This is a genomic window from Nostoc sp. NMS9, from assembly GCF_017114995.1.
GTDB lineage: Bacteria > Cyanobacteriota > Cyanobacteriia > Cyanobacteriales > Nostocaceae > Nostoc.
Genome location: NZ_JABXKL010000108.1, coordinates 69,363 through 82,523, shown reverse-complemented (window position 1 = coordinate 82,523; position 13,161 = coordinate 69,363). Strand labels below are relative to the sequence as shown.

Annotated in this window: 13 protein-coding genes; 3 read left to right on the top strand and 10 right to left on the bottom strand. The window is 40.3% G+C overall.

Translation table 11 applies throughout. The features are described 5' to 3' along the window. Positions 1-43: 43 nt before the first annotated feature. The 4 genes from HWQ40_RS35060 to efeU all read right to left on the bottom strand — a co-directional run bounded on the left by HWQ40_RS35060 (position 44) and on the right by efeU (position 4,313). The gene (locus tag HWQ40_RS35060) at positions 44-661 is read right to left on the bottom strand and encodes a VOC family protein (RefSeq protein ID WP_292787190.1); all 618 of its coding nucleotides are present in this window, start codon (positions 659-661) and stop codon (positions 44-46) included. A 296-nt stretch (positions 662-957) separates the two neighbouring features. Continuing rightward, positions 958-2,226, bottom strand: coding sequence for an iron uptake transporter deferrochelatase/peroxidase subunit (gene efeB / locus HWQ40_RS35055; RefSeq protein WP_292787187.1), 1,269 nt, complete (start codon positions 2,224-2,226; stop codon positions 958-960). Between the two features lie 29 nt (positions 2,227-2,255). Further along, positions 2,256-3,449, bottom strand: coding sequence for an iron uptake system protein EfeO (gene efeO, locus HWQ40_RS35050; RefSeq protein WP_292787184.1), 1,194 nt, complete (start codon positions 3,447-3,449; stop codon positions 2,256-2,258). A 30-nt stretch (positions 3,450-3,479) separates the two neighbouring features. Beyond that, a complete protein-coding gene (gene efeU / locus HWQ40_RS35045; protein WP_292787181.1) occupies positions 3,480-4,313 on the bottom strand; it encodes an iron uptake transporter permease EfeU in 834 nt (277 codons plus the stop codon). A gap of 763 nt (positions 4,314-5,076) precedes the next feature. Between efeU and HWQ40_RS35040 the strand changes: the two genes are divergently transcribed. Beyond that, positions 5,077-5,274 (top strand): hypothetical protein, encoded by a 198-nt coding sequence (locus tag HWQ40_RS35040; RefSeq protein ID WP_292787179.1) that lies wholly within the window; start codon positions 5,077-5,079, stop codon positions 5,272-5,274. A gap of 208 nt (positions 5,275-5,482) precedes the next feature. Here HWQ40_RS35040 and HWQ40_RS35035 read toward each other — a convergent pair whose 3' ends face one another. Genes HWQ40_RS35035 through HWQ40_RS35020 form a run of 4 tightly spaced genes read right to left on the bottom strand, consistent with a single transcriptional unit; the run spans position 5,483 to position 8,872 of the window. Further along, positions 5,483-6,751 (bottom strand): MFS transporter, encoded by a 1,269-nt coding sequence (locus tag HWQ40_RS35035; protein WP_292787176.1) that lies wholly within the window; start codon positions 6,749-6,751, stop codon positions 5,483-5,485. Further along, entirely contained in the window at positions 6,717-7,190 is a 474-nt protein-coding gene (locus HWQ40_RS35030; protein WP_292787173.1) for a MarR family transcriptional regulator, read from the bottom strand. The genes HWQ40_RS35035 and HWQ40_RS35030 overlap by 35 nt, the downstream gene beginning before the upstream one ends. Positions 7,191-7,209: 19 nt before the next feature. After that, positions 7,210-8,064, bottom strand: a complete 855-nt coding sequence (locus tag HWQ40_RS35025) for an ABC transporter permease (protein ID WP_292787170.1) — start codon at positions 8,062-8,064, stop codon at positions 7,210-7,212. Beyond that, positions 8,021-8,872: an ATP-binding cassette domain-containing protein gene (locus HWQ40_RS35020; RefSeq protein ID WP_292787167.1), complete on the bottom strand. Its 852-nt coding sequence runs from the start codon at positions 8,870-8,872 to the stop codon at positions 8,021-8,023. Before HWQ40_RS35020 ends, HWQ40_RS35025 begins: the two co-directional genes overlap by 44 nt. A gap of 700 nt (positions 8,873-9,572) precedes the next feature. Here HWQ40_RS35020 and HWQ40_RS35015 point away from each other — a divergent pair. Both HWQ40_RS35015 and HWQ40_RS35010 read left to right on the top strand, forming a co-directional pair. After that, positions 9,573-10,616 carry a hypothetical protein gene (locus HWQ40_RS35015; RefSeq protein ID WP_292787164.1) on the top strand — a complete coding sequence of 348 codons (1,044 nt, stop codon included), beginning with the start codon at positions 9,573-9,575 and terminating at the stop codon, positions 10,614-10,616. Between the two features lie 11 nt (positions 10,617-10,627). Next, positions 10,628-11,401 (top strand): hypothetical protein, encoded by a 774-nt coding sequence (locus tag HWQ40_RS35010; protein ID WP_292787161.1) that lies wholly within the window; start codon positions 10,628-10,630, stop codon positions 11,399-11,401. A 148-nt stretch (positions 11,402-11,549) separates the two neighbouring features. On the opposite strand, the gene HWQ40_RS35005 is transcribed toward HWQ40_RS35010, so the two are convergent. Further along, entirely contained in the window at positions 11,550-12,239 is a 690-nt protein-coding gene (locus tag HWQ40_RS35005; RefSeq protein WP_292787159.1) for an SAM-dependent methyltransferase, read from the bottom strand. 45 nt (positions 12,240-12,284) lie between these two features. Next, positions 12,285-12,830, bottom strand: coding sequence for a dual specificity protein phosphatase family protein (locus tag HWQ40_RS35000; RefSeq protein WP_292787156.1), 546 nt, complete (start codon positions 12,828-12,830; stop codon positions 12,285-12,287). Positions 12,831-13,161 lie beyond the last annotated feature (331 nt).

The window sequence follows — 13,161 nt, the reverse complement described above, 5'->3', positions numbered from 1 at the left end:
CAAATAATTACGAATTACGAATTACGAATTACGAATTATAAATTTAGGCTGCCAATTCTGAAAGGCGTAAACCAGCGATATTCTCACAGGAAAAAGTCTCTTTACCCATCCATCGGCGGCAGATTAGCTCTATAATTTGTCCTGCCCAGTTACGGAAAAACCATTGGCATAAGGAGCCATCTTCTTGAGGAGTCATAGAGAGAGGAATAAAGCCTTTGTTCTGCCATACTTCTGCTGCTGCATAGATATCATCAACAATAATGGCAACGTGATGGACAGTATTAAAACCTTGCTCCTGGAATAAGCTAGCAATCTGTTCATCTGGTGCGTTAGGCGCAAGCAGTACCAAAATCATGCCTGACGGCATTAAGGCTGAAAGAAAGTACATGCTTGCATCTTCAGGTAATAGGTTTTGCTCTGGACAAAAATCATCGGGCCATTTTCCTGGCCCTTCGGTGATTTTGGCATCATAGTTGACCAGAGTGTTAGCGTAGTCTGTGAGAGTTTCTGAATCAGGAAACAACAGTACATAGTGATCTACGATAACTCGTTCACCAAATAGATGTATACAAAAAGATGAGTTTAAAAATTCTGGAGTCTTGCACTCTTGTTTATACAAGAGCAATCCGTCAATTTCTACAAAAGGCGACTCCTTATTCATCGAAGTCTCCTAAGTTAAAACCTTTTGCAGCTTCTACCGCAAGGTTATTGCTTATCATGCTCACCTATCAAAACGATCTAGGATTCAATATTGTGGCTCAGAAACAAGGCTGATATCTACCATCATAACTAAGATTGTTTTGAGCCAATTTTAAATACCTGCGATCGCAGTAACTATTAGGCGAAAAGAGTGCAGTTAGCAGATGGGAAATCTGCAAGTGACACGATCACTTTTGCAGAATCTTTGTGATTACAACCTGCTAACCACCCTCAAAAAATTAAAAATTAAAGATAAATCTACACTGTTGATGCTTCTAGTAATGACTGACCGAGATAACCTCCTTCAGCTTTGACACCAGGTAAAGCGAAGAAATATCCACCACCAATGGGGCGAATGTACTCCTCCAAAGGTTCTCCTTTCAAACGATTTTGCACTGTCACAAACCCTTTCTCTAAATCAGCTTGAAAACAAACAAACAACAAACCCATATCTAACTGTCCAGATTTGTCAAACCCGCGTGAATAATTGAAACCACGCCGCAGAATCAAACTCGACTCTGATTTACGTGGATTAGCAAGGCGGATATGAGCATCTAGAGGAATTTGTTTACCTTTAGGATCTTGATCGTAATTGGGAATATCTTTCTCGTGCTTCATCCCCAAAGGTGCGCCAGAGTCCTTATTGCGCCCAATAATTGTTTCTTGCTCCTGTAGTGGTGTACGATCCCAGCGTTCGACTAAGTTGCGGATTACTCGCACCACTTGATAGCTTCCTCCTACTGTCCAAGCGGGTTCACCATTATTTGGCTGTACCCAGACAATCCGGTTCATCAATTTGTCGTCACTAGCATTTAGATTTGCCGTCCCATCTTTAAAACCAAGCAGGTTACGTACCGTAGATTTGCCTTGTTTTTTGTGGGTATTTGGCGGCAGAAATCCCGCTATTTGCCAACGCAAAGTTATCAAGTCAGGCAAATTCTTAATGATGTCGCGTAAAGCGTGGAGATTCGATTCCTCAGTATTGGCACAGAATTGCAACAGTATATCGCCATGACATAAATCTGGGTCAAGCTGGTCATTGGGAAAATTGGGCATCGTATCTAACCGCTTGGGTTTCAAGTTGCCGAGTCCAAAGCGGTTATCGAACAGTGAGTTACCCACAGCTAGGGTAATTGTCAGATTATTGGGAGCAATGTTCGGGCCCATAATCCCCGAATCACTGGGGGGAAATTTAGGGTCGCGCGGCTTGGGTGTTCCCCCTGCCATGAGAAACTGGATGCGCTCAGTTAAAGTTTTGAACAACCGCACTAAATCTACTTTATTTGTAGCAGTTGTATCAAATGCGACCATCAAACCAGCAGCCGGAGTAGGGGTAAGAATACCTGCTTGGTGAAGCCCAAAGAACGGCACGACCTCTTCAGATGGGTCAAGAGGCGATCCCAGAAGAGTACGATAACCCAAAGTCGTCAAAGCTGCTATTCCACCTGCTGCTGCCATGCCGATTAACAAATCACGACGGCCGAGCTTGGGAGTAATGCGTAAACTTGGTTGCTTTGTGATAGACATAATTTACTCCTCTAGGAATTCTGCATCAATTAGTTAACGCCCAGAGTGCCGCGTAACTGAGACAAATCTTCAGAAAGGGCGGCTATTGCTGTTTTCATGTCTTTCTTGTCTGTTTCACTCACCTTGTCGTAGGTAGCAAAACCACCATCAGGGGTTTTGTATTTAGCAAGTTTTTGGTTAACTTTGCTGAAATTGCTATCTACACGTGTTAGCAAATCTGGGTTAGCTTTTTGGATAACGGGGCGCAATAACTCCACAATCTTTTGAGAACCCTCTACATTAGCGCTGAAGTCCCAGAGGTCAGTATGGCTGTAACGGTCTTCTTCTCCAGAAATTTTGGTAGCAGCCACTTCTTCAATCAAGCCAGCAGCACCGCCAACCATATTTTTCGGTTCAATGGTCAAGGTGGCAATGCGCTTTTGTAGCTCTAGTCCATCTTTCTGTAGCTTTTCGGCAAAGGGTTTCATGCCTTTTGTCGTTTTGTCCTGAAATAAAGCTTTCTCTATGCGATGGTATCCAGTGAATTGTGGATCGGCCTCTTTTTTAGCAAAGTCATCAGCACGGGAATCCATCGTTTTATCGAGGTCGGAGAAAAGTTCAGCTATCGGTTCTGCGCGTTCCCAGTGGACATGGGTAGAGGCATAGAGTTTCTGAGCTTTAGGAAGGTCTCCAGCAATCACAGCATCCGTGAAGTTCTTGTTGTCTGCCACCAGTTGGTCAGTTTCTTTGGTGACGTAGACTTTGTATTCCGCGATCGCACCTACTAATTGACCTTGATCTACAGTCCCTTTGGCTTGAGAATCTCCTTGTCCAGGTTTTACACTGAGTTTCCCTTTGGGATTGCTGCGTAAACCGCAACCCATATCATACTCACCTGGTTCTAGATTGATTTTGACTTTCTGAACGAAGCCAGGAGCAATATTTTCTCGTTCCTCTACGACTTTCACCCCAGACAAAATTTCCCACTCTAGAGGTTGGCTGCTTTTATTGGTAATTACAAAACTGTTTTGCCCAGATGCTACTGTCAGCTGATTGGGTTCGCAACCTTTATCTGTCACAGTCAAAGCAGTTTCTGCAGAATTGTTAGCAGAGGTATCGCTAGCTACAGTTTTAGCTTCAGGCGAACTACTCCCGGAAGTATCACTTGATTTATTGGATTCACAGGCAGCTACTGTCAAGGCAATCAGACAGATAATTGTTGAGTGCTTTAAAAAATTTTTCATTGTATATTTTCCTAAAAATTATTGAAGTTGCTAGGAATGACTTGCGGTAGTCTTCTGTCCAGCGTTACCGCCTAACAAGAACAGCAGCATGGTAGGAATTAGGTAGCCAAAATAAACGATCACCTCACTTACAGTAGGAGCATCGTTATAGCCAAAAAATCCTGCCAAAAGTGAACCAACAAACCCGTTATTGGGAAGTATCCCACTAGCATCAAATACCACTGTTTGCAATGAATTCCACACTCCCGCTTCATGAAAGGCTCTCACCCCACTGGCTAAGAGTCCAGCGGCAACTAATATAATGAAGGCTCCCGTCCATTTAAAAAATCGCCTCAAGTTGATACGGATACCACCCTGATAGATGCCTACACCGACGGCTACTGCGGCTGCATATCCAAACAATGCCCCCACAGGAGCTTGAATTCCCAAATTTTGCTGAAACGTGGCCAGCAGAAACACTACTGTTTCCAGACCTTCCCGCAGTACTGCAAAGAATGCCATCCCCACTAGTGCTATGCCCCCCTTATCACCCGATTGAATGGCAGCTTCAACTTGGGACTGTAACTCACCTTTAATCGAACGAGCAGCACGGCGCATCCAGAAAACCATCCAGGTGAGAACCCCAACCGCCACGATGGAAATTACAGCTGCAAATAATTCCTGTTCTTGTTGGGGAAAATCTTGACTAGATATTTGCAAGAAGATCGCAGCTGCTAGACATACAAAAGTCGCTAGTACAATTCCGATCCAGACTGACTTCATCAAATGGGTACGACCAGTTTGCTTGAGATAACTGGCAATGATACCCACGACAAGCGCAGCTTCAACGCCCTCTCGGAACATGATCAAAAAGGGAAAAAGCATGAATAAACTTATTAACTATAATTACTATCAAATCATCATGAGAATAATAACTTACTTGAGAACATTTGTATATAACTGCAAGTAAAAAATCTCTAAAATCCTGGAGGAATAAATTTTCGGATGAAAGAACTCCTACAACGCATTGCTAGGAGTTCTTTCCAGCCTATTTTGTCGCTAGTCAGAATCTTCTATATCCCAATCAGCAGCATAATATATGTGCGATCGCCTAGATGCAACTCTTGAAGTTGAGTTTGAGTAACAATAGTAGCCATAAGGATTTCAGTAAATGATGTTCTCTAACTAAAATGAATGGAATAAATGGTTGGTAAGACTTTTGGAAAACTTTTCGATCTACTGACATTTTTGACATATACGAGCACTCTGTTTATTGAAATTTTTAAAGCAGCATTGTTGTCTTTTTACTCATGATGACCATTTATCAAGTCCGATTTATACCAATTTTAATGATCTTACCTTGTAAATTATAATAGGGAAATTATCTAAAGATTAGACACAAGCATCTAAAGATTTTTTATTATAAAAATAAGTTAGCTTTTATATTATATTTATTTGCATAGATACCGTTAATTACAGGTTTGTTTCGTCCAGTAAATTTTATGAAAACACTCTGTAATTTAGTCCGAAAGAGTCAAGATTAGCCATTTTAAAAAACAATAAAAAAGTTACGAAGGAAGCTTCATTGTGCCTTCTTGACATTTCTTGATTAAGCAAAATTTATGTCCTAATAGCAGGATTAACTGTAATGGCATTTGATGCAAGTTCTTTTTTTGGTAACGCCTCTGATAGCCTTCATCCTGGCAACCTCAGCGATCCGTTCGCACCTGGAGGCGCTTTTGGTATACCAACAGCTGACACATTCGACTTTGCTAAGTATGGAATACCAACTGATGCCAATATACCAAATTTTGGTACTAGTAGCGGTGGTTTCCCAATTGCTTAGTGCCAATTACATAACTTTAAGGGTGAATTTAAGTTAGAAATTATCCCAAAATTCTGGGCTTGTCTACCTTCTAATTACGCGATGTACAACTTTCGCTAAACAAAAATCCCACCCCAGTAAGAGATAATAATTACAATGTTGTAGCTTTTACATAGGGTGGGATTTTTATTATCTATCGAAGACTTAGATGTCTAATAGATAAGTACTGTTATTTATACTCTTGCAAAGCCCCTAACTTCCGAATTCCTGGCCAAATCATAGCCGTAGCAATCACTACCACAATTGTGCCAATTCCACCACCCACAACAGAAATTACCGGGCCAAATAAAGCAGCAGTCAAGCCTGATTCAAAGCCCCCTAATTCATTCGAGGCACTGATAAACACGCTATTAATAGCAGCAACCCGACCACGTAAATGATCCGGTGTTCTGATTTGAACTAATGTATGGCGAATCACAACGCTAATACTATCTAGTGCGCCACCAAGAGTCAGCATTAACATAGATAGCCAAAATGAACGAGAAAGTCCAAAGATAATTGTGACAACGCCAAAGCCAACCACTGACCACAATAAGGCCGGGCCTGCTTTGCGTAACGGTGGTAAATACGCTAGGGTAATCGCCATAGTCAAAGCACCGATGGAGTTGGCTGCCTGTAAGTATCCCAATTCCACTGGCCCTACATGTAATATATCTTTGGCAAAGATGGGTAGCAACGCGATCGCACCACCCAACAATACAGCAAACATATCCAATGTAATCGCTGCTAAAATCAAGTGATTCTGCCAAACAAACTTAGCACCAGCTGCAAGTGCTTTGAATGAGATTGGCTCAGTTGAGCGAATACCTTTTTGCTCTTTAATCGCCAGCGTCAAAATAAAACACAGCAATGCGGCGATCGCTGCTAGTACATATACGCCTGTAGCACTTCCTAGCAAAGCGATGCCGAATCCCCCCAAGGCTGGGCCAATAACAGCAGCCAACTGAAAGCTACTACTATTCCAAGTTGCTGCATTGGTAAACGCATTCACAGGTATCAACTGCCACATCAGAGCATCACTGGCTGGTCTGAGGAATGCCCTAGCGATACCTGTTAATACCAAGCAGGCGTAAATTAGAAAAACTGCACCATGAGTATAAGAAAGCACTGCCAAAGCTAGCGAACAGAGAGCTAGCAGCATCACTGACAGTAACATGATGAGTTTGCGATCGCGGCGATCTGCCACATGTCCGGTAATGAAGGTGAGAGCAATCATCGGCAAGACTTGCGCCAGTCCCACACCACCAAGAACTATCGCTGAGTTAGTCCGCTCATAGAGTTCCCAGCCGATAGCTACAGTTTGCATTTGCGACCCCACAGACAGCACTAGCCGTCCAATGGTAAATAGCCGATAGTCTCGAAACTTCAAGGCTGCAAAGGGATCGTGTTGTGCAACCTCAAAGTTATGGGGCTTTGAGTTCTGTTTTCTCGAAGACATTTTTTAGTAGAGTTAAGCCTTCTTCAATGTTGGAAATTTGGTCTTCTGTAAGACCTTTCAGCAGATCGGTAATATGAGTGCGAGTTTGATCTTGGGATTGCTTGAGATGATGTTTTCCATCTTCAGTTAAATTGAGCAGCACCCGCCGCCGCTCTTGAGGATGAGCAATCCGTTTCACGAAGTCGCGTTGTACCAAGCGTTCTATGGTTGCTGATGCCGTGGCAGAGGTGACACCTAAATGCTCTGCTAAGTCAGATAATGAAGCACCAGGATTACGGTTGATAAATGCTAGCGATCGCAATTGAGGTATAGATAAAAAAGCGGCACTATGGGCACGCATATCCGCTCGGATAAACCGCATCACTAATGGAACTGTTTCCATTACTCTAGCGGCACATTCTTCGGAAGTTGCACCTTGATTAGGTTTATCCAAGGTCATGGGCTTGTTGTTCTCCTGATTACATCGCCACCCGTGGATAAAGTTTTCCACCAATGATGGCTAAGATTATTAATGTTAATAAGAGAATTGTACAATCCAGACCAAAGCCATAGATGCTAGTGCCGTTTAACAGCATGGTGCCCCGTAAGGCATCAACCTCATAAGTCAAGGGATTTAAATGGGAAATGAACTTTAACCAACTGGGCATCAACGAAATCGGATAGATGGCATTGCTCGCAAAAAATAACGGCATGGTTAACAATTGTCCAATACCCGTCATCCTTTCTCGGCTTTTTACCAAACAGCCAATGATTAATGAAAAAATGCAAAATGTTCCCGCCCCCAGCATGACTACCACTAGTACTTGGAGGATAGCTAAGGGATGAAGATTTAGTTTGACACCCAATAGAAATGTCAATCCGTAAATGAATACTACCTGAGATAAGCATCGCACCCCACATGCCAGGGCTTTGCCCAACACCATTGCCATCCGGGGTGTGGGACTAGCTAAAAATTTATGTACAATCCCTAAATCTCGCTCCCAGATTAGCGTCATTCCACCACTAAAAATTGCCACAAACAAAATACTCTGAGCCAAGATACCAGCAGAAATGAAGTCCAAATAGTGTAAGTTTCCTGTAGGAATCACGCGAGTGCGGGCAAAAACTTGCCCAAAGATCAGCAGCCATAAGGTTGGTTGCACAGCTCGAACTACTAAATCAGTGGGATCGTGGCGGAGTTTACGTATTTCCAATTCTGCGATCGCCAGGGTTTTTGTGACTAGCTCTTTAATTGCAGAGAGCGAATTTCCTCGGACAGTAGGCGGTGCTTTAACCCAACCGTTGAGCAGTACGTCTTGTTCTTGCTGTGTCACGGTAGTTCACTCCTGATGTTAACTGGTCGCCTGTATAGTGAATAAAGACATCATCCAAAGTTGCATTTGGATTATCTAAAGAAGCTTTTAAGTTGCTTGGTGTACCTGTAGTAACGACTTCACCTTGCTGCATAATCGCCACTCGGTTACATAAGCTGTCCGCTTCTTCTAAAAAGTGGGTTGTTAAAAATATAGTTGTACCGTAATCAGCACAGAGTTGTAATACAAGCTGCCATACTTGAGTTCGAGCGATGGGATCTAGTCCGACAGTCGGCTCATCAAGAAACAGAATTTGGGGTTGATGTAGAACTGATATGCCAATTTCCAGCTTGCGGATCATCCCCCCAGAGTAGTTTCGTACCAAACGTTTCGCCGCATCTTGTAAACCCATGTATTCTAGAATTTCATAGATGCGGCGATCGCGTCCTTTGGCAGGTATGCCATACAGCTTGGCAAAGATTAAAAGATTTTCGTAACCCGTGAGACTACCATCAGCAGAGAGCGCCTGGGGTACATAGCCAATAGCCCGTCTTACAGGATTAGATTGACTAGTCACGTCATAGCCAGCTAAGGTTGCTTTGCCTGCACTGATAGGCAGTAAGGTTGTCAACATTTTAATAACTGTACTTTTCCCTGCACCATTGGGGCCAAGCAGTCCAAATACTTCGCCTTGTTCCACAGATATGCTCAGGTTATTAACTGCGGTTAACTTCCCAAAACGGCGTGTGAGTCCCTGAGTTTCCAAAATCAACGGTTTTGGTTCGCTAGGAGGTTGCGATCGATTTATTTTTCCCGTCAGTGTTGTCACAAGTTTGATGCACTTCTATTAATTAGTAAATCTAACTATTAGCTTCTCAAGAGATTTACTAGAAGTCAATAGACTTCTGGCATAAATTTGAATCAGAGTAAAAGGAAACTCAGTATTTAAACCATCAGCAGGGTAAGCGTAGCCTTTTTAATCTACTGCTACGGCTAAAATCATTTTCCGTTTGCCAGTAAGTACCTTGGCAGCAGCTTGTGCTAATCCGTCGAAACCATACTCCAATGCGGATTGTTTTGTTCGCTTGTTCTGAATTCATAGCCAATTTGTGGAGTTGAGTTGACAAATTTTAGTGTTTAGTGTCTTTCTTGATAGCTATAAAGGTTAATTACACCTTATTTTTCTGGTTTATGAGGCTGATAGATGCCTTTTTTATCAAAAAGTGGTTACGCACTTGTTCTAGTAGTACTTTTAAGGTTATCTTGGGATATTCGTGTTAATTGGGATTGTCAGTGTAATAATTACGCTCAACCATGACTAATTACATAGAAGCTACGTGTTCACTATTAAATACATAAAGAAAAATTAAGAAGAGAAAGTCGTGCAGAACTGCTCATATTGTAATGTTCCAATTAATGAGGTGTATAACTTCTGTGTTAGTTGTGAGCAGCAAGTAAAATGCCTAAATCTAGAATGTGGTGCTTATCTACTTAAGGGTAAAAGTAAGTGCCTCAGTTGTGGAACTCTCATGAATATACCTCAACCTAGTTCTGCTTCTATGAATAATTTTTCTCTGGAAGAAGAACAATCGGATAGCCATTATTCAAGGAAGGTCAGTTTATCTTTTACTGATACTTCAATTGATAAAGTTGCATCTGTTATGGGGGGTTACGTACCTTTAACTCAAGTGACAAATTCTCAGCGTGTTGTAACTCGCGAACAACAGCATGTCTTACCTCCTTTTCAGAAACCACTAGAAGAAGCACAGTCCAGCTATGATAAGCCTTTGCAGGAAGGAATTATTAATACTACGGTTCAAAGTAATATTGAAACTAATGTCCCTTCAAATTACTTTGAAAAAGATGGACAGGGTATTCTTATTTCAATTAACCCTGATTACAAGGGCAAGAACAAAAAGGCTCAACAACAAAGATTTAGTTTACTTTATGTTTGGGCTTATAACATCCTTCACGAAGAACCAGTTCCTAATAAGGAACATTTGAATCAAGCTGCTAAAACAAATGGAGTATATGATCAAAATTATTCAACACATCTTAATGATATTGCAAGCCGTTTCTTTATTAAATCTGATGGAACTTTTAAAGTTAATCCTAGTGGACGTGCAGAAGTCAATAAAATTCTTGTAGAAATGCAAAACCAAGATGTTATTGGTTTTAAGTATTCAAAGTCAACTAGGAAGAATTCTAGTCGAAGTTCTCGGATAACAAAAGAAGAAACTCAAAAAATCGAAGAGTGGCTTCAATTACCATCCTGGTTTGACAGCTTCGATGTAAGAAAATTAGATACTGGCGTTAAGTATGCCCTTCTTGCCTTATACGACATTATCAAAGAATTGAAAACTCAAGACGCTGTGAAACCAGGATTAGCATATGAGTACCTTACCAAAAGATATCAAACTGTTTCAGTGAAAAAAGATAATTTTACAAAAGCCTTGACTAACACCAAAGACTACAGCAAATACTTTGGTCGCACTCATGAAAATTTATATTATCTTACATCTGAAGCTGAAAGTCTTGTCGAAGAATGGCTTAACGAAGATACTGTTCAGTAACTATAGAAATTGTGAGTATTCAAAGATCCAATATTGAAACAGCTTTATCTTCTAAGCTGCCAAAAGATATTCTGATTGTATTGCTTAATGAGTATCAAAATATTAAACAAAACTTTTTTCTAAAAAAGTTTCGTCCAACTGAATTAAATGCTGCTCGTTTCAGTGAATGTATTCTACGTTTAATTGAATTTATAGATACGGGTAGTTTTACACCATTTGGAAAACAATTAGATACTCAGAAAATAATCAATCGTGTTACTTCCAACACGAATTTACCAGAGGGTATCCGGTTTTTTATTCCTCAATTAACAAGAGTTCTTCTTGATATTAGAAATAAAAGGAATGTTGCTCATGTGGGCGGGGAAGTAGATCCAAACTACTCTGATTCTCTACTTGTAGCACATTCAGCAGACTGGATTTTAATTGAACTTATACGTAATTATCATACTAATAGTATTGATGAAGCAAGAAAAATTGTTGCAAGCATTAACGAAACAAAAATACCTTTAATAACAGAAGTTGATGGTTTTATACGAATTCAAAATACAAAACTAAATTCTGAAAACAAAACTTTAATTATTCTGTACTACAAACAGCCAGAGAAAATTAGTGATTCCGACTTGACGAAATGGATTAGATATACAAATATAAGTAGATATAGAACGCAAATTTTGAAAGCATTAGATGATGAAGCACTTATCCATTATGAGAATCGTTTCTGTGTAATTCTCCCCAAAGGTATCGCCTGGATTGAAAAAAATATCAATCTAGAACTAATCGTGTAATTATTGTGGTGTTAAAGCAGGTTAGAGATCGCCTGCTGTAATGTAAACAGCCATGTCTAGTTTAGGTTACGCCTAAGCATATTACACATATAGCTGAAAGCATGATCGCATTAAAAATTATTGAAAAACTGAGCGCGATGAATACGAATTATATAAAATATCTGGTTATCTTCAACATTTTATTTCCACCAGGCTGTAGTTCATATTCAACCTTTTCAATATCTATTTTGTAACCCTTTGAAGTGTAATATTTGACGATTTTATCTAAATGTTGTGAATCTTTCCACATTAAAGTTATCAGAGGAAAGATTCGGACTTCTTTAGCAATACGCAACATCTCATCTACAGAATATAGGTGAAAATCGTAATCGAGATGGTCTGAATATAAAAACAGTAAATGTGAACAAAGCGCTATGTCAAATTCTTGATTATTAAATGCCAATTTTGGCAATTCACCAACTCTGTATCTGTTGATCTTTTTGCCAGTTTCATAATCAGACAAAAATTCTTGAATAACTTTCACTCGATTGTGTCGCAAATCATCAGGGGATTTATGATAGCTCCATACCCAATCATTCGATGTCGCCTTGATTTGGTTAATGATGTTATCTACCACTTCATTAAATCTTTGCAATATTTCATCACCGGAAAATTGGTAGAGTGGATCAACAGAAACTACACTTTTACCCTGACGTGTCATTTCTGCATTAAAGCTTGCCGGCCCATCCCCAATCCCAATGATGCTTTTATTTAAATCTGCATTTGTTAAATTGAATATTTTTATATATTCATCCATTGACCTCCCAAAAGGAACTACTTTATCTAGAATCATTGCCATAAAATTTCCCTCGTAAAGGACTGATTAAGCAGGATAATAGTAAACTTAAAATGTTTTATGCACTGCTAGACGGCAATCATTGAGAAGCACGTTAAGTTCTTTTATAACTGTCAAAGGATTTCTACCTCTAAACACAGCAGCGCTCGCAGCTTCATAAGGATTTCTACCTGTTCTTTTGACAGCGTTTATTGCAGCTTGATTTGATAATCCTCGGACACTAACTAGCCATGCCGCTAACACATGTCCAGTACGTCCAATCCCACCAGAGCAGTGTACAACAACTTTCTCATTTTGTTTATCGGCTTCTATTAAGAAAGGAAGTATTTTCTGTGTAAGGTTTTCTAAATCAGATAGATGGAAATCTGCAATTGGTGCCCAACAAACTAGCTGATTCCCAAATTCCTCTTTGTATATGTTTAGAAGATCAGAGTAAGAAGCTAGCTGTTGTTCAGCAAGAAGACAGCAAACACGCTTGATATTTTGGCGCTTCATGAATTCTATCCAATCCTGAACATTATTGTCAGTGTATCCAGGTCGCGCAGCACCAAAGACTATTTGCTCCTTCTCCCAAGCTGGGGCAAATTTGTACATATTTAACTATAGGACTACTATTTGATTTTTGAACAACTAAGCTGCCTAGAAGCTTGACATACAAAGCTTTACTTCTCTGTATACTGAGGAAGATTCAATTAGGACTTCTATATCTAGAGTTGAGGTTGATAAATCTCACCAATGGCAGAGGCAGAAAATAGCGATGGCTGCGCCAACGCTTTCAGCGAGCGCACTCTAAAAATCCTTCTACACCAGATGCCAGCTAAAGTAACTATATCAAATGACCTAATACAATACCTACGTATACCCCATTATCTTGCTTTAGGCTTATACTGCAATGCATCCAACCTACTTGGAAAAGAATAAGTTA